Origin of the sequence: Gryllotalpicola ginsengisoli DSM 22003 (assembly GCF_000419445.1) — a bacterium.
In the GTDB taxonomy this organism is placed as follows: Bacteria; Actinomycetota; Actinomycetes; order Actinomycetales; family Microbacteriaceae; genus Gryllotalpicola; species Gryllotalpicola ginsengisoli.
On the sequence record NZ_AULK01000001.1, the window covers coordinates 46,051 to 65,820 of the forward strand.

Below are 19,770 nucleotides of genomic sequence, written 5' to 3' on the forward strand. Positions count from 1 at the left end.
TAACATCCAGACGCCTCGCACCAGGCGGGCTTAGCGTTGATCCTCGTGGCTCCCGTGACGACGCCGCTCGCCGATCTGCGAGCGGACTTCCCCCTCCTCGACCGCTCGGTGAACGGGCATCCGCTCGTCTACCTCGACTCGGCGGCGACCGCGCAGCGGCCCAACGTCGTGCTCGAGGCGGAACAGGACTTCTTGGAACGCCGCAACGCCGCCGTGCACCGCGGCGCCCACACCCTCGCCGCCGAGGCGACCGAGGAGTTCGAGCAGGCGCGCGAGGCGGTGGCGCGCTTCGTGGGCGCGGACGTCGACGAGATCGCCTGGCAGTCGGGCGCGACGGATGCGCTCAACACGATCGCCTTCGCCCTCGGCGCCGCCTCGCTCGGTCGTGGGGGAGAGGCGGCCCGCCGCTTCGCCCTCGGCCCCGGCGACGAGCTCGTCGTCACCGAGGCGGAGCACCACGCGAACCTCATCCCCTGGCAGGAGCTCGCCGCCCGCACCGGCGCGGCGCTGCGCTACGTGCCCGTCGACGACGACGGCCTGTGGACCCTCGACGCCCTCCGCGCCGTCGTGACCGAGCGCACCCGGCTGATCGCGTTCGCGCACGTGTCGAACGTCACGGGGTTCGTCGCCCCCGTCTCCGAGGTGGTGGCGCTCGCGGCATCCGTCGGCGCGCTCACCGTGCTGGACGCGTGCCAGTCGGCCCCGCACCGCCCGCTCGACCTGCACGCGCTCGGCGTCGACTTCGCCGCGTTCAGCGCCCACAAGATGCTCGGGCCCAACGGCCTCGGCGTGCTCTACGGCCGCCGCGAGCTGCTGAACGCCCTGCCGCCGGCCCGCACCGGCGGCTCGATGATCACGACCGTCACGATGGAGGGCGCCGAGTTCCTGCCTGCCCCGCAGCGCTTCGAGGCGGGCACGCAGCCGGTGTCGCAGGCGGTCGCGTTCGGCGCCGCGGTCGGCTATCTGACGGATGCCGGCATGGCGGCGGTGCACGCCCACGAGGAGGAGCTCGCGCAGCGGCTCTACGAGGGTCTCTCGGGCATTCCCGGACTGCGTCTGATCGGCCCCGGCGCCGGAGTCGAGCGCGCCGGTCTGGTCTCGTTCGACGTGGAGGGCGTGCACGCGCACGACGCCGGCCAGTACCTCGACGACCGCGGCATCGCGGTGCGGGTGGGCCATCACTGCGCCCAGCCGCTGCACCGCCGGCTCAGCCTCACCGCGAGCGTGCGGGCGAGCGTCTACCTCTACAACACGGCCGACGACGTCGACGCGTTCCTCGACGCGGCGGAAGGGATCCGCGCCTACTTCCGGGTGTGACGCGGGGCCGGACTTCCGGGTCAGCTGTCGACAGGGAATCCGAGGCGAGCGGCGACCGGTTGGGCATCCTCGCGCGGAACCGCGCACTCCACGACGCCGGTCGGGGTGCTCAGCACCAGGATGACGGCGTCTGAGCCGAGCGGCGGCTGCTCCGATAACTTCGTCCGCTCGGTTCGACGGTGAACGGATGCGACGTCGAGGCGGACCCGTCCCCAGATCAGCACTTGTGGACCGGGCTCGAATTCGATGACCTCCCACCGCGACGAGATCCCGTGGGCCTCGCCATTCAATGCGCGTACGGCGCCACGCACCCGTCCGGCCTCCCTCGCCTTGCGTTCCCGGCGCTTGCGGATTGCGCTGTCGACGGCTTCTCCTGCGAAGGCGGTGACGACAGCGTCGATGATGTCGTCAATCATCCGGCGCACCGGGATGGCGCGGATCTGTCATAAGCGGATTATGCCGCCCGTCGCCTGCCGGATGGCCAGCGCCGCGCGCCGCGCACTTATGCACATGCGCTCCGTCAATGTCAGTGGTCAATGTTCTGATGAAGCCATGACCACGGCAGACCCCTTCGAGCTCGACGTCGAGAACTCGGCGTTCGCGCTCTCGCGGGAGTGGGAGGCGCGTCAGATCTCGCGCGTGGTCGAGATCCGGGCGCAGATCGCGGCGCTCGAGGCCGAGGAGGCGCGCATCATGGCCGACCTGATCCTGCAGGCGCAGGGCGAGGCGGCCGAGCTCGAGGCGGAGTTCGACGACCCCGACACCGAGAGCGACCGCAGGGCGCGGCTGCACATCCGCTCGCTCGCGACCGAGCTGGCGGCGTCGACGCACTCGTCGCTGCCGACCATCGAGGCCCGCATGAACGACGCGTGGGTGCTCGTGAACCGCCTTCCGGCGACCTTCGCCGCCCTGTCGCGCGGGGAGCTGTCGCGAGCGCACGCCCAAGCGATGGTCTCCGAGACCGACCACCTGCCTCACCGCGGCGAGGCGGAGGCGGCGCTGCTGCCCTGGGCGAAGGAACTGAGCGTCGCCGCCTTCCGCCGCAAGGCGGCGCGCGTGCTCGAGAGGCTCGAGCCCGAGTCGCTGGCGACGCGGCACGAGCGGGCCTTCGCGCGGCGGCACGTCGCACTCACCCCCGCGCGCGACGGCATGGCCCGCCTCGAGGCGCTCATCGACGCCGCCGACGCCGTCGTGATCAAGACCGGCCTCGAGAACGCCGCCGCCGAGGCCCGTTCGCACGGCGACACCCGCACCGGCGCCCAGCTCGAGGCCGACCTGCTGGTCGACGTGCTCGCCGACGGCGAAGTGACGATCGGCGCACCCTCCGAGAACGCTGCGGCATCTCTGCGCGACCGCGCGCCGGTCGCCGTCACGGTGCTGATCCCCGCCGAGACGCTCGCCGGCGCCGACGAGAAGCCCGCCGTGGTGCAGGGTCACGGGGTGATCGACCCGGCGGCGGCCCGCCGACTGGTCGCGGCGGCCCCGAGCCTCATCAGGGTCCTCACCGATCCGATCTCGAGCGCCGTCGTCGACTTCGACCGGCGCAGCTACCGCATCCCGGCCGAGCTGAAGCGGGTCATCCGGCTGCGCGACGGGCACTGCCGCGGGCCATCCTGCTCGGCGCCGCTCTCGCGCACCGAGATCGACCACACCGTGGCCTACGCCGGCGGCGGCACGACCGCGCGGTGGAACCTGGCACACCTGTGCGCCAACCACCACCACCTGAAACACGAGGCAGGCTGGGGTCTGCGGCAGTACGCCGATGGCGTGCTGAGCTGGCGCTCGCCCACGGGCCGCATCTACCGCACCCACCCCGACGACGAGCTCGAAGTGCTCGCGGAGCCCGGCCCGCCCGACCCGGCCCCGTTCGCCCCGTTGCAACCGGCCCCGTTCGACAAGACGGAGTAGCGGCGACCGTGCGAGGGTGCGGGGCGCTGCGCAGAAGGGGACGCGGCGAGACGAAGGAAGAGAGCGAATACCCGCGCCAGCCCGGGGGACAAGGAGAGTATGAGCGACGACCGCGAAGAGACCACTCCCGAAATCGGGCGCTACGGCGTGTGGCAGGGCCGCCCGCCGCTGACCCCCGAGCCCGCGTACCACCTCGAGAACCTGGGCTTCGGCGCCATCTGGGTCGGCCACTCGCCCGCCGCCGACCTGCGGCACGTCGAGTCCCTCATCGCCAACACGAGCACGATCACCGTGGCGACCGCCATCGCCAACATCTGGACGGCCGACCCCCGCGAGCTCGCCGCCGCCTACCACCGTGTCGAGGCGGCGCACCCCGGGCGCCTGCTGCTCGGCATCGGCGCGGGCCACCCCGAGACCCAGGGGCAGCAGGCGCGCAAGCCCTACGCCGCGACCGTCGAGTACCTCGACGTGCTCGACGCCGAGGGCGTGCCGGCGAGCCGCCGCGTGCTCGCCGCGCTCGGGCCACGGATGCTCGAGCTGGCGCGCGACCGCGCCGCCGGCGCGCATCCGTATCTCGTGACCCCGTCCTTCAACGAGGGCGCCCGCGACATCCTCGGGCCGGCCAAGCTGCTGGCCACCGAGCAGCGCGTCGTGCTGCGCACCGACCCCGCCGAGGCCCGCGACCTCGGCCGCCCCACCGTCGACCGTCCCTACCTCGGCCTGCGCAACTACCTCAATAACCTGCGTCGGCTGGGGTACGGCGACGACGACCTCGAGAGCCCGGGCAGCGACCGCCTCATCGACGACCTCGTCGTCTCCGGCGACGCCGCGGCGATCAAGGCGCGCGTCGACCAGCACCTGCACCACGGCGCCGACCACGTCGCGGTGCAGCTCATCGTCGCCGACGGCGACGACCGGGCTGCGGCGTTCGCCGAGCTGGCCGCCGACCTCGGGCTGAGTCATCCGTAGAGTGAGAACGTGACCTACCTCGCCGCCGAGAACCGCTACTCATCCATGCCCTACCGGCGCACCGGCCGCAGCGGCCTGCAGCTTCCCGCGATCTCGCTGGGCCTGTGGCAGAACTTCGGCGACGCGGCGCCCATCAAACGGCAGCGGGCGATCCTGCGCCGCGCCTTCGATCTCGGCGTCACCCACTTCGACCTGGCCAACAACTACGGCCCGCCCGCGGGCAGCGCCGAGACGAACTTCGGCCGCATCCTGCACGAGGACTTCCTGCCCTACCGAGACGAGCTGGTCATCTCGACCAAGGCCGGCTACCGCATGTGGGAGGGGCCATACGGCGAGTGGGGCAGCCGCAAGTACCTGCTCTCGAGCCTCGACCGGTCGCTGTCACGGATGCGCCTCGACTACGTCGACATCTTTTACTCCCACCGCGCCGACCCCGACACGCCGCTCGAGGAGACGATGGGCGCGCTCGACCAAGCGGTGCGCAGCGGCAAGGCGCTCTACGCCGGCATCTCCAGCTACTCGCCCGAGCGCACCAGGGAGGCCGTGGCGATCCTGAAGGAGCTGGGCACGCCCACCCTCATCCACCAGCCGTCCTACTCGATGTTCAACCGCTGGATCGAGGGCGGTCTGCTCGACGTCACCGCCGAGCTCGGCCTCGGCGTCATCGCCTTCTCGCCCCTCGCGCAGGGCCTGCTCACCGACAAGTACCTGAACGGCGTTCCGGAGGATTCCCGCGCGGCGCGGAAGGTGTCGATGAGCCCGGAGATGATCACCGACGAGGTGCTCGGCCGAGTGCGGGCGCTGAACGAGATCGCGGCGCGCCGGGGCCAGACCCTCGCGCAGCTCGCCCTCTCCTGGGTGCTGCGCGACGAGCGCATCACCTCCGCCCTCGTCGGCGCATCGAGCGTGCGGCAGCTCGAAGACAACCTCGCGGCCGTGCAGAGCCCCGGGTTCGACGAGGACGAGCTCGCCGAGATCGATCGCTACGCGGTCGACTCGAGCCTCAACAAGTGGGAGCGCTCCAGCGCCGTGAAGTGAGACTGCCGCGTGAGCGGGACCGCCGTGTGTTTCGTGCGTATAACACGAGGTTATGGATCCACCACGACACGGTTGCCGTGAATTGACCGAACGTATCGACTCTGGCAACGTGTCCCGGTAGCCCCGTCAAGGGGGTGCCATTTCGGAGGAAAGACACCACGTATGACAACGACTGAGAAATCGCTCACGCTGCCGGACACGGGGCTGAAGCGGCAGATCGGATTCATCGGACTGATGTGGGCCTCTGCCGGCTCGATCATCGGATCGGGCTGGCTGTACGGGGCCGAGAAGGGCCTCGCCGCCGCCGGCCCCGCTGCCATCATCTCGTGGATCATCGGCGCCGCCGCGATCCTCGTTCTCGCACTCGTGCACGCCGAGCTCGGCGGCATGTACCCGATCGCGGGCGGCACGGCCCGCTTCCCCCACCTCGCCTTCGGCGGCGTCGTCGGCGGCTCGTTCGGCTGGTTCTCCTGGCTGCAGGCCGTCACCGTCTCGCCCATCGAGGTCATGGCGATGATGGGCTACTGGCAGTCGCTGGCCCGCACGGAGGGCTGGAGCTTCGGCGCGCACTGGCAGGATCCGAAGACGGAGATCCTGACCGGCTCCGGCATCGTCGTCGCGATCATCATCATGGCCGTGTTCACCGCCATCAACTTCTTCTCGGTGCGCGTGCTGGCCAACACCAACAGCGCCGCCACCTGGTGGAAGATCGGCGTCCCGGTGCTCGCGATCTTCGTGCTGGCGATCTTCAGCTTCCACGGCAGCAACTTCGGCGCCGGCGAGAGCTTCGCCCCGGCCGGTTTCAAGGGCGTGCTGTCGGCGCTGCCCACCGCGGGCATCGTCTTCGCACTGCTCGGCTTCGAGCAGGCCGACCAGCTGGCGGGGGAGTCGAGCAACCCGAAGCGCGACATCCCGCGCGCCGTGATCGGCTCGGTGCTCATCGGCCTGGTCATCTACCTGGCGCTGCAGCTCGTCTTCATCGGCGCGATCCCCGGCGACCACCTGCTGTCCACCTGGGCCGCGACCGCCACGCAGTACGCCAGCGGGCCGTTCGCCCTCGTCGCGACCGCCGCGGGCGTCACCTGGCTCGCGATCGTGCTCTACGTCGACGCGGTCATCTCGCCCGGCGGCACCGGCCTCATCTACTTCACCGCCACCTCGCGCGTGTCGTACGGCCTGTCCAAGAACGGATACTTCCCGCGCCTGTTCGAGAAGACGACGGGCCGCGGCGTGCCGTGGTTCGGCCTGATCATCGCGTGGATCTTCGGCTGCGTCTGCTTCCTGCCGTTCCCGAGCTGGCAGTCGCTGGTGAGCCTGATCACGAGTGCATCCGTGCTCATGTACGCCGGCGCGCCGCTCGCCTTCGGCGCGTTCCGCAAGCGCATCCCGAACGCCGACCGGCCGTTCAAGCTGCCCGGCGGCCAGGTGTTCGCGCCCATCGCGTTCATCGTGTCGAACTGGATCATCCTGTGGACCGGCTGGTCGACCGACTGGAAGCTCGGCGTCTGCATCGCCATCGGCATGGCGATCATCGTGCTGAACCGCGTGTTCCGCCTCAACTCGACGCCGGTGCACTTCAACTGGAAGTCGGCGCAGTGGCTGTTCCCGTACCTGATCGGCCTCGGCCTGATCGTGTTCCTGAGCGACTGGAACACCGACGCGGACGGCAAGGTCGCGGGCCCCGACGTGCTGCCCTTCGGCTGGGACATGATCGTGACCGCGATCTTCAGCCTGGTGATCTACTACTGGGCGGTGAACACCTCCGTCTCCACCGACGCCATCCTGCAGATGGCGGAGGAGACGGCGGCGCACGCCGAGCAGGAGACGGCCGAGCTGGGCGAGCCCGTCGGCCACTGATCCGGACGACTAGGGACGACTAGTGATGGCCCGTGTGTGAGCGGGCGGGAGCGGGCGCGGCGTCATTGTCGCGCCCGCTCAGTTCGATGAGCTGCCGGAAGCAGTAGTCGCGCAGCGGCTCGGGGAAGTCGTCGGCGAGCCGGTTGTAGACGATGCGCCCCTCCTTGCGCACGACGACGAGCCCCGCCGCCCGCAGCAGCCGGAGGGCGTAGCTGGCCGAGTCCTCCGAGATGTCCAGGGCGAGCGCGAGGTCGCCGACGCACAGCTCCTCGCTCTCGTCGAGCGCGAACACGATGCGCAGCCGCACCGGGTCGGCCATCACCGACAGCAGGCCCGCCAGGCGGCCGGTCTCCTCCGCACTCGGCACGCGGGCGCGCGCGTGCGCGACGCGCTCCGGGTCGACCGGGTGCGCGTGGTCGGCCATCAGCGGGACTCCGTGAGGAACGCCTCCGGGTTTGCGAGGAACGCGGTGCGGCAGCCGGGGTTGCAGAAGTAGTAGGTGCGGCCCTCGTGCTCGGCGCTGGCGGGGGCCGTCGCGATGTCGACGGTCATCTTGCAGACCGGGTCGATCGCGGTGGCGCCGTCGACGGATGCCTCGTTGCCGTGCTCGTGCATGTGCTGGTGTCCTTCCTGGTCGTGTTCCTGGCCGTCGTGTGCGGCCCCTCGGTGTTCCCGGTCGAAGCGCGCAGCGCACCGATCCGAGCAGAAGTAGTACGTGCGGCCGTCGCGCGTGCGGCTGGCCGGGGCGTGGGCGACCTCCACCTGCATGCCGCATACGGGGTCTTTCGCGTACCGCTCGCTGGCTCCGCGGGTGCGGTACAGCCAGTAGAGCAGGGCGAAGACGGCCAGGGCGGCGATGTCGAGCCAGGTGGTGTAGTTCCACGAGATGTGCCGCATCTCCATCGTCACGTCGTGACTCGGCTCGGGCAGCCGCACGAGGCGGAACAGGTACTCGACGGCGAGCCCCGCCGCGCTCATGCTCAGCCAGAACAGCCCCAGGATGCGCAGGGTCACCCGGCCGCCGTAATAGCGGCGGTAGATGAGCAGCAGCGGCACGGTGATCAGGTCGGCGAAGACGAAGGCGACGACGCCGCCGAAGCTCGCTCCGCCGTGCCACAGCGTCGCCGCCAGCGGCACGTTGCCGACCGAGCAGACGAACGCGATCATCGCCAGGAACGGACCCACGAGGACGTTCTCGAGGCTCGACCAGAACCCGTGCCCGGTGACGAACACCGACTGCCACACCGCCGTCGGCACGAACACCGCGAGGATCCCCGCGACGAGGAATCCGATCACGAGCTCTTTGCGCAGCATGGTCAGGTCGCTGATCATGTATGCCGCGGCGTCCGACCAGCCGCGGCGCGATCGGATGCGTCGTGCCAGCGGCTCCTCGTCGTGCCCGTCCGTCTCGCCGTGCATGTGCTCGTGGTCGTGCCCGCCGTGCATGTGCTCGTGCCCGCCCCCGGCGCCCGACGACGCCCGCTCGCGCGCCTCGTGGGCGACCGGGTCGGGCAGGAACCGCGGGCCGAGCCATCCGATCAGGGCGATCATGATCGCCCCGCCCACGAACTCGGCCAGCGCGAACTGCCAGCCCATCAGCAGCCAGAGCACGAGCCCCAGCTCGACCACGAGATTGGTGCTCGCGATCATGAAGACGAGGCTCGTGGAGAAGTCGGCGCCGCGCGAGAAGAGCGTCTTCGCGAGCGCCGACGCGGCGTACGAGCACGAGGAGCTCACGACGCCCCACAGGGACGCCTTGGCGATGGTCTTCGGCCGGTGGTCGCCGAGGGAGCGCTGCATGCGCTCGCGCGAGACGAACGCCTGCACGGCGCCCGAGAGCGCGAAGCCGAGCACGAGCGCCCACAGCGTCTCCCAGAACATCGAGAAGCCGCTCCAGAGGCTCTCGCCGAGCATGGAGAGGAAGTGCATCGCGTCGCCTCCGAGAATATCCGTAAAACCGTACGGATATCCTAACGCGTGGCGTGCGCTCTCATTCCCGCCTCGCACCCGCGGCCATAGGGTGGGGATCATGGGCGAGGAGTTCCCCCTCTCGGCGCACGCCGACGACAGCGCACCGCTGCCGCGCCGCACGCTCGGCAGCGGCGACGGGTGGGTCGAGGGGCCCGACGGCCGCCGGTTCTGGGGCACGCACGGCGCCGCGGGGCTGCTGCTGTTCCAGCGTGCGGTCGGCGTGCTGTTGCAGCACCGCGCCGCCTACAGCCACTTCGGCGGCACCTGGGGCATCCCGGGCGGCGCCCGGCACGAGGGCGAGAGCGCGAGCGACGCCGCCGTGCGCGAGGCGCACGAGGAGGCGGGCGTGCCGGCTGCCGAGGTGCAGCTCGACTTCGAATCGGTGTGGGATCTCGGCTGGTGGAGCTACACGACCGTCGTCGGCCACGTGGGCAAGCCGTTCACTCCGGTGCTCGGCGACGCCGAGAGCATCGAGGTGCGCTGGGTGCCCTTCGCCGAGGTCGAGACGCTGCCGCTGCACCCGGGCTTCGCGGCGTCCTGGACCGAGCTCAGGCCGCGCATCGAGGCTCTGCTCGGGTGAACCTCAGGCGTCCTGCAGGGCGAGCCCGGTCTTCCACTTGACGAGCGCGCGCACCTGGTCGCTCGGGTCGTCGCGCAGGCGCTCCATGGCATCCTCGGGCACGTAGTAGTTCACGGCGAGGAAGCTGCGCACCTGCTCGTCCTCGTCGTCCACGAGGGCGCGCAGCACGTCGCACGGCGTCGCCTCGTTGCGGGCCACGCATCCGCGCACGCCGGCGTCCGGATCCTTCGCGAGCTGCTCGAACAGGTCGGGCGGCGTGTTGTAGCTCGAGGCCACCGCCTCGCGGATCTTCGGGTTCGCGTCCTTCGCCAGCAGCCGCAGCCGGCGGATCTTGCTCTCCGTCACCGGGGGAGCGGGGTGCATCGCCGCCACCTCCTCCGGTGTCAGCATGCTGGGGGCGAGCCGGCGCATCTGCTCGCGCTGGGCAGGGGTGTTGAACCGGATGCACGACATGCGTGTCACGCTAACCCCGCCACGGCACGAGCGGCGAGCGCACGCGCCGACGGTACTCGGCGTACTCCGGGTAGCGGGCGAGGGAGATCTGCTCGGTGAAGCGGGTCGATCCGACGAACAGCAGGGTCAGCAGCAGCGGCCCGAGCACCGTCCACTGCCAGAGCGAGCCCGCGGCGACGCATCCGATCAGGAACAGCACCCACCACTGCGCCTGCTCGAAGAAGTAGTTGGGGTGCCTGCTGTAGCGGAACAGGCCCGTCTGCACGAACCGCGCCTCCGGCTCGCGCCCGGCCTCGAGCTCGGCCTTCTTCCGCTGCTGGAAGCGCCACTGCTGCTCGTCGGCGACGGTCTCGCCGACGAGGCACGCGAGGAACACGACGATCAGCAGCACGTCGAGCGCGTTCAGGGGCGACGGATGCCGCCACGCGGTGTACGCCGGAAGCGCGATGAGCAGCAGCAGCACGTTCTGGTAGATCGTGATGAAGAACAGGTTGAAGACGGCGAACGCCCACCCCGGCATCCGCTGCCGGAGCACCGCCCAGCGGTAGTCCTCGCCCCCGCGCGCGTAGCCGCCCTTGCGGGCGAAGTTGAAGGTCAGCCGCGCGCCCCATAGAGTCACGAGCACGGCCATCGCGTCGAGGCGGGCGTCGCGCAATCCCAGCGCCGCGGCGAACACCCAGACGTAGACGACCGGAACGATCGACCAGATGCGATCCACCCAGGAGTACTCCCGTGTCACGAGGGACAACCCCCAGGTCAGGGCGCACACGCCGACGAGGATCAGAAGATCCACGTGAAGAGGGGGCACAGTGGGCATTGTAAACAGCCGTGCACCCCGTTCCTCGGCGTGGCCGATCCGATACGCTTGACAGCTGAAGGAGGACGATGGTGGCCGACGAGAACCCGCTGCGCCAGCCGGCGAGAGCCAATGAGGCGACGACGGCGCGCTTCGGCGAGGAATTCGCCCAGGCCATGAACGTCGACGGCTCCGGCGTGACCGCCGACGAGCTCGAGGCCATCAATGCTCTGCCGTCCGGCTCCGCGCTGCTGATCGTCCGCCGCGGGCCGAACACCGGCGCACGATTCCTGCTCGACGCCGACGTGACCGTCGCCGGCCGGCACCCCGACGCCGACGTCTTCCTCGACGACGTCACCGTCAGCCGCCGGCACGCGGAGTTCACGCGGCACGGCACGCTCTTCGAAGTGCGCGACCTCGGGTCGTTGAACGGCACCTACTACGACGGCGTGCGCATCGAGTCGGCGCTGCTGGTCGACGGGGCCGAGGTCCAGATCGGAAAGTACCGCTTCACGTTCTACGCGTCGCGGGCCGACCTGGGCAAGAAGTAGTGGCGCGGTCCACCGCCCAGGCGAAGGACGCCGGGCCCGTTCTGCTGTCGATCGGGCAGGTGCTGGCGAAGCTCACCCCGGATTTCCCCGATCTCACGCCGTCCAAGCTGCGCTTCCTCGAAGAGCAGGGCCTCGTCTCGCCGAGTCGCACCCCGTCGGGGTACCGCAAGTTCTCCCCGAAAGACCTCGAGCGGGTGCAGCTCGTGCTCACCATGCAGCGCGACCACTACCTGCCGCTCAAGGTCATCCGCGACCACCTCGCCGACCTCGACGCCGGCCTCAGCCCCATGCTGCCGGGCGGCAAGGTCGCGCCCGCGCGCCCGTCGATGCTCGCCACGAGCCGCAAGTACACGAGGGACGACCTGCTGCGCGAGGCGGGCGCGAGCACTCAGCTGCTGACGGATGCGGTGAGCGCATCGCTCATCCAGGCATCCGATGTCTACGGCGAGGACGCGCTGCAGGTGCTGCGCGCCCTGGTCGACCTGCAGCAGCGCGGCATCGAGCCGCGGCACCTGCGCACGGTACGCGCCGCGGTCGAGCGCGAGCTCGGGCTGATCGAGTCGGCGATCGCCCCGATCGCCCGGCGCCGCGACGCCTCGAGCCGCGCCAAGGCGGCCGACACGGCGCAGGACATCTCGCGTCAGCTCGACATCGTGCGCGCGAACATGCTGCGGGCCGGCCTCGACCGGCTGCTGCCGTAGCGGCCCGGCCCTCACCTTCAACCTGAGGGTGAAAGTCACGACACGCCGCCCCGGACTACACGGATGTGATTGCCGGTCTCGCCGGCCGTGGGTACCGTGGAACCTGCGCCGATCGCACCGGCACCGAAACAGATGGAAGGTACGCGCATGAGCGAAGCCGTTGGCCCCGAGGGGCGCCTCGACCTGCAGTACCTCTTCACCGACGGCCTGCCCGACATGGCCGACGAGGTGGGTTACAAGGGTGCGGTCGCGGCGCGGGCTGCCGGCATCAGCTATCGCCAGCTGGACTACTGGGCGCGCACGGGGCTCGTCGAGCCGACGGTGCGCGGCGCCTCCGGCTCGGGCTCGCAGCGTCTCTACGGGTTCCGCGACATCCTCGTGCTCAAGCTCGTCAAGCGGCTGCTCGACACGGGCATCTCGCTGCAGCAGATCCGCGTCGCGGTGAACCAGCTGCGAGAGTCGGGCGTCACCGACCTCGCCGAGACGACCCTGATGAGCGACGGCGCCTCGGTCTACCTGTGCACCTCCAACGACGAGGTGATCGACCTGGTCAGCCAGGGGCAGGGCGTCTTCGGCATCGCCGTCGGCCGCGTGCTGCGCGAGGTCGAGGCGAGCCTCGTCGAGATCGATCCGAGCGACGGCGCCGGCGATCCGCAGGACGAACTCGCCGCACGGCGCGCCCGCCGCAAGCAGGTCTCCTGACCTGAGGGGCTCGTTCCTGAGGAGCGCCGAAGGCGCGTCTCGAAGGGTGGTCCCTGAGGAGCGCCGTCAGGCGCGTCTCGAAGGGTGGTCCCTGAGGAGCGCCGAAGGCGCGTCTCGAAGGGTGGTCCCTGAGGAGCGCCGAAGGCGCGTCTCGAAGGGCTATCCTTCGATGCTCTGGTGCGGCGCCGCTTCGGCGACCGACGGCGTGCCGGCGCCTTGCGTCGCGTACTCGCCGATCTTCGCGGTGCGCAGCACGCGCTCCAGCAGCAGGTCGAAGTTGTGCGCCATCTCCTGGGCGCTCTCGCCCGGCCAGACGTGCAGCGGCTTCGCCGCCCCCTGCGCCTGCTGCAGCGAGGTGCGCTCGGGCAGCTGGGGTGAGAGCACGAGCGGGCCGAACATGTCGCGCAGCTCCTTGATGCGGAACTGGTGCTCGAGCGACTGCATGCGGGCGCGGTTGACGATGATGCCGAGGGGCTGCAGGCGGGGGGCGAGACCGCGCCGGATCTCCTCCACTGCGCGCAACGCGCGGTCGGCCGCCGCGACCGAGAACAGGCCGGGCTCCGTCACGACGGCCACGCGGTCGGAGGCGGCCCAGGCGGTGCGGGTGAGGGCGTTCAGGCTGGGTGCGCAGTCGACGAGCGTGAGGTCGTACTCGTCCTCGAGGTGCACCAGCGCGTCCTCGAGCTTCCACAGGTCCTTGACCGACGGATGCGGGCCGTCGAAGTTGATCGCCGACGGGGAGCCGATCATCACGTCGACCTTGCCCGGGCGGCCCCGGATCCAGCCGCTCGGCGCGAGAGCGGCACGCACGATCTTCTCCTTGGGGCTGGCCAGCACGTCGGCGACATTGAGATGGCCGGCTACCGAGATGTCCATGCCGGTCGACACGTCGGATTGCGGGTCGAGGTCGATCACCAGCGTGCGCAGGCCCTTGGCGAAAGCGGCAGAGGCGAGACCCAACGTCACCGTGGTCTTGCCGACACCACCCTTGAGGGAACTGACGCTGAGAACATGCACGTGCAGAAACTTACCGTCAGTAGTCTTGTGGAACCTAACCATTCGCTGAGTCGGCAAGGCTCGTCGGGAGGCCCGTTTGTTCCGCAAGATCCTGGTCGCCAACCGCGGTGAGATCGCCATCCGTGCCTTCCGCGCCGCTTACGAACTCGGGGCCAGGACCGTGGCCGTCTTCGCCTACGAAGACCGCAATTCGCTGCACCGCATGAAGGCGGATGAGGCCTACCAGATCGGCACGCCGGGCCGTGCGGTGCGTGCCTACCTCGACGTGTCGGAGATCATCCGCGTGGCCCGGCTGTCGGGCGCCGACGCCATCTACCCGGGCTACGGCTTCCTCTCCGAGAACCCCGAGCTCGCGGAGGCGGCGCGCCAGGCCGGCATCGCCTTCATCGGGCCGCCCAAGGAAGTGCTCGAGATGGCGGGCAACAAGGTGACCGCCAAAGAGCACGCGATCGCCGCCGGCGTGCCGGTGCTGCGCTCCACCCCGCCGTCGCGCGACCTCGACGAGCTGGTCGCCGCGGCCGACCAGGTGGGCTTCCCGATCTTCGCCAAGGCCGTCGCCGGCGGCGGGGGCCGCGGCATGCGCCGGGTGAACAGCGCGGCCGAGCTGCGGCCGGCGCTCGAAGAGGCGATGCGCGAGGCCGACAGCGCCTTCGGCGACCCGACGATGTTCCTGGAACAGGCGGTGCTGAAGCCCCGGCACATCGAGGTGCAGATCCTCGCCGACCAGACGGGGGAGACGCTGCACCTCTTCGAGCGCGACTGCTCGGTGCAGCGCCGGCACCAGAAGGTGGTCGAGATCGCCCCGGCGCCGAAGCTGGACGACAACGTGCGGCAGGCCCTCTACCGCGACGCCGTCGCGTTCGCGAAGTCGATCGGATACGTCAACGCGGGCACCGTCGAATTCCTGGTCGAGGCCGCGGGCGAGCGCGCCGGCCAGCACGTCTTCATCGAGATGAACCCGCGCATCCAGGTGGAGCACACCGTCACCGAGGAGGTCACCGACGTCGACCTGGTGCAGGCGCAGCTGCGCATCGCGGCCGGGGAGACGCTCGCCCAGCTCGGACTCGCGCAGGACACCCTGCACGTGAACGGCTTCGCGCTGCAGTGCCGCATCACGACCGAGGATCCCACGGCGGGCTTCCGGCCCGACACGGGCACGATCACCACCTACCGGTCGCCCGGCGGAGGAGGCATCCGTCTCGACGGCGGGTCGATGGGAACCGGCAGCGAGGTGAGCCCGCACTTCGACTCGATGCTCGTGAAGCTCACCTGCCGCGGCCGCACCTTCCCCATGGCCGTCAGCCGGGCCCGGCGGGCCCTGGCCGAGTTCCGCATCCGCGGCGTCGCCACGAACATCCCGTTCCTGCAGGCCCTGGTCGACGAGCCGGAGTTCATCGCGGGCGACATCGCCACCGACTTCATCGAGCGCCGCCCGGGGCTGCTGCGCGCCCGGTCCTCGCAGGACCGCGGCACGAAGATCCTGAACTGGCTGGCCGATGTGACGGTCAACCGGCCGCACGGCGAGCGCCCGGCCGGCCTCATCGAGCCGGCCCTGAAGCTGCCCGCGGTCGATCTGGAGGCGCCCGCGCCGGATGGCTCCCGGCAGCGGCTGCTCGAGCTCGGGCCGGCCGCGTTCGCGGCGGCGCTGCGGGCGCAGACCGCCCTCGCGGTCACCGACACCACGTTCCGCGACGCCCACCAGAGCCTGCTGGCGACCCGGGTGCGCACGAAGGACCTGCTCGCGGTCGCCCCGCACGTCGCCCGGCTGACCCCCGGCCTGTTCTCGGTCGAGGCGTGGGGCGGCGCGACCTACGACGTGGCTCTGCGGTTCCTCGGCGAAGACCCGTGGGAGCGGCTGGCCGCGCTGCGCGAGGCCCTGCCGAACATCGCGATCCAGATGCTGCTGCGCGGGCGCAACACGGTCGGCTACACGCCGTACCCGACCGAGGTGACGGATGCCTTCGTGCAGGAGGCCGTGGACACCGGGGTCGACGTGTTCCGGGTGTTCGACGCGCTGAACGACGTGGAGCAGATGCGACCCGCCATCGAGGCCGTGCTGGCGACCGGCACCGCGGTCGCCGAGGGCGTCCTCTGCTACACCGGAGACCTGGCCGACCCGGCCGAGGACTTCTACACCCTCGACTACTACCTGCGCCTGGCGGAGCGAGTGGTCGGCGCCGGCGCGCACATCCTCGCCGTCAAGGACATGGCCGGGCTGCTGCGGCCCGCCGCGGCCGAGAAGCTCGTCGCCGCCCTGCGCTCCGAGTTCGAACTGCCCGTGCACGTGCACACCCACGACACGGCGGGCGGCCAGCTGGCGACGCTGCTCGCGGCCGCCCGCGCGGGAGCGGACGCCGTGGACGTCGCATCCGCCCCCATGTCGGGAACCACGAGCCAGCCGTCGGCGAGCGCGCTCGTCGCCGCCCTCGCCCACACCGAGCGCGAGACGGAGCTCGACTTCGAGAACGTCGCCGCGCTCGAGCCGTACTGGGCGGCCGTGCGCGGGCTGTACGCGCCATTCGAGTCGGGGCTCCCCGCGCCGACCGGCCGCGTGTACCGGCACGAGATCCCCGGCGGCCAGCTCTCCAATCTGCGTCAGCAGGCCATCGCGCTCGGGCTCGCCGACGACTTCGAGCTGATCGAGGACATGTACGCGGCGGCCGACCGCATCCTGGGGCGCATCCCGAAGGTCACGCCGTCGTCGAAGGTGGTCGGCGACCTCGCCCTGCAGCTCGCCGCCGCGCACGCCGACCCGGCCGACTTCGAGGCCAACCCGCAGAACTACGACATCCCCGACTCCGTGATCTCGTTCATGGCCGGCGAGCTCGGCGAGCTGCCGCACGGCTGGCCGGAGCCGTTCCGCAGCAAGGTGCTCGCCGGGCGCGAGGTGCACGTCGGCGTGAAGCCGGTCGGCGACGCCGACCGCGCCCTGCTCGCCGAGCCCGGACGCGCCCGGCAGCAGACCCTGAACCGGCTGCTGTTCCCCGGCCCGACCCGCCAGTTCGAGGAGATCCGGGAGCTGTTCGGCGACCTGTCCGTCGTCGACACCTCCGACTACCTGTACGGCCTCGTCCCCGGCCAGGAGCACCGCGTCGACGTGGCGCCCGGCGTGCAGCTCTACGTCGGTCTCGAGGCGATCGGCGACGCCGACGCCAAGGGCATGCGCACGGTGATGGCGAAGCTGAACGGGTCGCTGCGCCCGGTCTTCGTGCGCGACCGGCACATCGACGTGGCCACCGCCGCGGCCGAGAAAGCGGATCCCTCCAAGCCGGGGCACGTCGCCGCCCCGTTCTCCGGGGTGGTGTCGCAGCGGGTCTCCCCGGGCGAGGCCGTGCGCGCCGGCCAGACCGTCGCCTCCATCGAGGCGATGAAGATGGAGGCCGCCATCACGGCGCCGGTCGCGGGCGTGGTCGAGCGGCTGGCCGTGCCGGCGACGCAGCAGGTGGACGCGGGCGACCTGCTCGTCGTCATCGCGCCGCTCTGAGAAGGCGCCGCTGCGAAGGCGCCGCAGCCCGCGGCCGATAGGCTTTTTCGGTGACCGTGCGCCCCATCCGCCTGTTCGGCGACCCCGTGCTGAAGACCGTGTGCGATCCCGTCGTCGACTTCGACGAAGGCGTCCGTGCCCTCGTGAAGGACCTGCTCGACTCGGTGCAGCTACCCGGCCGCGCGGGCGTCGCGGCCAACCAGATCGGGTCGACGCTGCGGGTGTTCAGCTACAACGTGGACGGGAAGATCGGCTACCTGATCAACCCGCGCGTCGTCGAGGTGCGCGGCGAGAAGCAGCCGACGGGCGAGGGATGCCTGAGCGTGCCCGGCCTCTGGTTCGACACGCCCCGGCATCCGTGGGCCCGGGCCGTCGGCTTCGACGTCGACGGGAACGAGCTCGAGGTGCAGGGCGAGGGCACCCTGGCGCAGGCCCTGCAGCACGAGACCGACCACCTCGACGGACTGCTCTACCTCGACCGCCTCGAGAAGCCGGCGCGGCGCGAGGCGATGAAGCAGATCCGGGAATCCGACTGGTTCTAGCCCTGCAGTGACATCTGCCGGGTGGGGACACCCTCGTAGAGCGCGTCGATCTCCGCGGCGAAGTCCTTCACGATCACATTGCGCTTGATCGACAGCTTGGGCGTCAAGTGCCCGCTCGCCTCGGTGAACTGGGTGGGCAGGATGGTGAACTTGCGGATCGACTCTGCCCGCGACACGGCCTCGTTGGCGTGATCGATGGCCTTCTGCACTTCGGCCAGCACGGCCTCGTTCTGCGCGGCCTCGGCCAGGCTCAGGTTCTCGTCCTGTCCGTTGTTCTTCAGCCACACCGGCAGCATCTCGGTGTCGAGGGTGACCAGCGCCCCGATGAACGGCCGCTGGTCGCCGACGACTACGATCTGGTCGATCAGCGGGTTGGAGCGGGCCCGGTCCTCGAGCACGGCCGGCGCCACGTTCTTGCCGCCCGCGGTGACGATGATCTCCTTCTTCCGGCCCGTGATGGAGAGGTATCCGTCGTCATCGAGCGAGCCGAGGTCGCCGGTCCTGAACCAGCCGTCGTCGAACGCCTCCTGGGTGAGCTCGGGGTTGCGCCAGTACTCGCGGAACACGCACACGCCCTTGATCTCGATCTCGCCGTCGTCGGCGATGCGGATCGCATTGCCGGGCAGCGCGGGGCCGACGGTTCCGATCTTGTACCGGCCGGGCAGGTTGACCGACACCGGTGCCGTCGTCTCGGTGAGGCCGTAGCCCTCGAGGATCTCGACGCCCAGGGCGTTGAAGAAGTGGCCGAGGCGCGTGGAGAGGGGAGCGGAGCCGGAGACCGCGTACTTCACCCGGCCGCCCATCTTCGCTTTGAGGGTGCGGAACACCAGTGCGTCGAACAGCTTGAACTTGAGGTTCAGACCGAGACCGACCTTGCCCTTCGCCTTCGCCTCGGAGTACTGCACGGCGGTGTCGGCCGCCGCCCGGAAGATGCGCCCCTTGCCGCCCGACTCCGCGATCTGCTCGGCGGTGTTGTAGACCTTCTCGAACACCCGCGGCACCATCAGCAGGAAGGTGGGCCGGAAGGACTGCAGCGACTCCATCAGCAGCTTCGTGTCGGCCTGGTGGCCGACCCGGACGCCGGCGTGCACCGAGACGACCGAGATGAAGCGCGCGAACACGTGCGCGATGGTGATGAAAAGCACGGTCGAGGCGTCGTCCTCGAGCACGTAGTCGAGCGCGCGGGCGGCGTTGCGGCTCAGCTCGACGAAGTTCGAGTGGGTGAGCACGACGCCCTTCGGCTTGCCCATCGTGCCCGAGGAGTAGATGAGGGTCGCGACGTCGGATCCCTTGGCGATGCGGCGGCGCCGCTCGATCTCCTCGTCCGGCACGTCGGCGCCCGACTCGGCGAGCTCGTCGAGGTCGCCGAGGTCGATCTTCCACACGTTGCGGATGTTCGGCAGCTCGCCGGCGACCTCGTCGAACGCCGCGTAGTGGGTGCGCGACTCGAGGATCACCGACATCGCCCCCGAGTCGGTGAGGTTCCACAGCACCTGGCTCGGCGAGCTGGTCTCGTACACCGGCACGAGCACGCCGCCGGCGAACCACATCGCGAAGTCGACGAGCACCCACTCGTACCGGGTGCGGCTCATGATGCCCACCTTGTCGCCCGGCTGGACGCCCGCGGCGACGAAGCCCTTCGCGAGCGCCGTGACCTGCTCGAGGAACTCGGCGGCGGTCACGTCGCGCCAGCCGTCGCCCTCCGGAATGCCGAACAGCACCTTGTCCGGCGTCTGCCGGACCCGCTCGATGAGCAGGTCGGTGGTGTTCGCCTCGGGGTCGGCGGGGACGAGGGCAGGAATCGCGGATTCGCGCACGGTAGCTCCTTCGGTACCGAACGCCCGCCAAATGGCAGGCGAGTGTCTGGCTGCATACACTTTAGAC

The 19,770-nt window shown here is 70.5% G+C and carries 18 protein-coding genes; 11 read left to right on the top strand and 7 right to left on the bottom strand.

Annotated features, from left to right (window positions below; all coding sequences use genetic code 11):
• The first annotated feature begins 45 nt into the window (after window positions 1-45).
• Window positions 46-1,317, top strand: coding sequence for a SufS family cysteine desulfurase (locus H563_RS0100180; RefSeq protein WP_027478914.1), 1,272 nt, complete (start codon window positions 46-48; stop codon window positions 1,315-1,317).
• A 20-nt stretch (window positions 1,318-1,337) separates the two neighbouring features.
• Here the strand turns inward: H563_RS0100180 and H563_RS18050 are convergent, their stop codons facing one another.
• On the bottom strand, window positions 1,338-1,733 hold the full coding sequence (locus tag H563_RS18050) for a hypothetical protein (protein ID WP_022880606.1): 396 nt from the start codon (window positions 1,731-1,733) through the stop codon (window positions 1,338-1,340).
• A gap of 136 nt (window positions 1,734-1,869) precedes the next feature.
• Here H563_RS18050 and H563_RS0100190 point away from each other — a divergent pair, with 136 nt between their 5' ends.
• From H563_RS0100190 to H563_RS14270, 4 genes are all read left to right on the top strand, one after another.
• Window positions 1,870-3,225, top strand: a complete 1,356-nt coding sequence (locus H563_RS0100190; protein WP_022880607.1) for an HNH endonuclease — start codon at window positions 1,870-1,872, stop codon at window positions 3,223-3,225.
• 99 nt (window positions 3,226-3,324) lie between these two features.
• On the top strand, window positions 3,325-4,194 hold the full coding sequence (locus H563_RS0100195; RefSeq protein WP_022880608.1) for an LLM class F420-dependent oxidoreductase: 870 nt from the start codon (window positions 3,325-3,327) through the stop codon (window positions 4,192-4,194).
• 9 nt (window positions 4,195-4,203) lie between these two features.
• A complete protein-coding gene (gene mgrA, locus H563_RS0100200) occupies window positions 4,204-5,232 on the top strand; it encodes an L-glyceraldehyde 3-phosphate reductase (RefSeq protein WP_022880609.1) in 1,029 nt (342 codons plus the stop codon).
• A gap of 162 nt (window positions 5,233-5,394) precedes the next feature.
• On the top strand, window positions 5,395-7,089 hold the full coding sequence (locus tag H563_RS14270; protein ID WP_022880610.1) for an APC family permease: 1,695 nt from the start codon (window positions 5,395-5,397) through the stop codon (window positions 7,087-7,089).
• Window positions 7,090-7,108: 19 nt separating this feature from the next.
• Here the strand turns inward: H563_RS14270 and H563_RS14275 are convergent, their stop codons facing one another.
• A complete protein-coding gene (locus H563_RS14275; RefSeq protein ID WP_022880611.1) occupies window positions 7,109-7,513 on the bottom strand; it encodes an ArsR/SmtB family transcription factor in 405 nt (134 codons plus the stop codon).
• Window positions 7,513-9,018, bottom strand: a complete 1,506-nt coding sequence (locus tag H563_RS14280) for a permease (RefSeq protein WP_022880612.1) — start codon at window positions 9,016-9,018, stop codon at window positions 7,513-7,515. The genes H563_RS14275 and H563_RS14280 overlap by 1 nt, the downstream gene beginning before the upstream one ends.
• Window positions 9,019-9,118: 100 nt before the next feature.
• Between H563_RS14280 and H563_RS0100220 the strand changes: the two genes are divergently transcribed.
• Window positions 9,119-9,640: an NUDIX domain-containing protein gene (locus H563_RS0100220; protein WP_022880613.1), complete on the top strand. Its 522-nt coding sequence runs from the start codon at window positions 9,119-9,121 to the stop codon at window positions 9,638-9,640.
• Between the two features lie 3 nt (window positions 9,641-9,643).
• Here H563_RS0100220 and H563_RS0100225 read toward each other — a convergent pair whose 3' ends face one another.
• Together H563_RS0100225 and H563_RS0100230 are read right to left on the bottom strand one after the other, a co-directional pair.
• Entirely contained in the window at window positions 9,644-10,093 is a 450-nt protein-coding gene (locus tag H563_RS0100225) for a hypothetical protein (protein WP_022880614.1), read from the bottom strand.
• A gap of 10 nt (window positions 10,094-10,103) precedes the next feature.
• Window positions 10,104-10,901, bottom strand: coding sequence for a DUF1295 domain-containing protein (locus H563_RS0100230; protein ID WP_245556799.1), 798 nt, complete (start codon window positions 10,899-10,901; stop codon window positions 10,104-10,106).
• Between the two features lie 80 nt (window positions 10,902-10,981).
• Between H563_RS0100230 and H563_RS0100235 the strand changes: the two genes are divergently transcribed.
• From H563_RS0100235 to H563_RS0100245, 3 genes are all read left to right on the top strand, one after another.
• Window positions 10,982-11,440: an FHA domain-containing protein gene (locus tag H563_RS0100235; protein WP_245556800.1), complete on the top strand. Its 459-nt coding sequence runs from the start codon at window positions 10,982-10,984 to the stop codon at window positions 11,438-11,440.
• The gene (gene ftsR, locus H563_RS0100240; protein ID WP_022880617.1) at window positions 11,440-12,141 is read left to right on the top strand and encodes a transcriptional regulator FtsR; all 702 of its coding nucleotides are present in this window, start codon (window positions 11,440-11,442) and stop codon (window positions 12,139-12,141) included. The genes H563_RS0100235 and ftsR overlap by 1 nt, the downstream gene beginning before the upstream one ends.
• Before the next feature lie 147 nt (window positions 12,142-12,288).
• Window positions 12,289-12,843, top strand: coding sequence for a MerR family transcriptional regulator (locus tag H563_RS0100245; protein ID WP_022880618.1), 555 nt, complete (start codon window positions 12,289-12,291; stop codon window positions 12,841-12,843).
• Window positions 12,844-13,002: 159 nt separating this feature from the next.
• On the opposite strand, the gene H563_RS14285 is transcribed toward H563_RS0100245, so the two are convergent.
• Window positions 13,003-13,860 (bottom strand): ParA family protein, encoded by an 858-nt coding sequence (locus tag H563_RS14285; protein WP_022880619.1) that lies wholly within the window; start codon window positions 13,858-13,860, stop codon window positions 13,003-13,005.
• Window positions 13,861-13,936: 76 nt separating this feature from the next.
• Between H563_RS14285 and H563_RS0100255 the strand changes: the two genes are divergently transcribed.
• Window positions 13,937-17,344 (top strand): pyruvate carboxylase, encoded by a 3,408-nt coding sequence (locus H563_RS0100255; protein WP_022880620.1) that lies wholly within the window; start codon window positions 13,937-13,939, stop codon window positions 17,342-17,344.
• A 50-nt stretch (window positions 17,345-17,394) separates the two neighbouring features.
• Complete coding sequence (locus tag H563_RS0100260) at window positions 17,395-17,886, top strand: peptide deformylase (protein WP_022880621.1); 492 nt, start codon at window positions 17,395-17,397, stop codon at window positions 17,884-17,886.
• On the opposite strand, the gene H563_RS0100265 is transcribed toward H563_RS0100260, so the two are convergent.
• On the bottom strand, window positions 17,883-19,703 hold the full coding sequence (locus H563_RS0100265) for an AMP-dependent synthetase/ligase (protein WP_022880622.1): 1,821 nt from the start codon (window positions 19,701-19,703) through the stop codon (window positions 17,883-17,885). The genes H563_RS0100260 and H563_RS0100265 overlap by 4 nt on opposite strands.
• Window positions 19,704-19,770 lie beyond the last annotated feature (67 nt).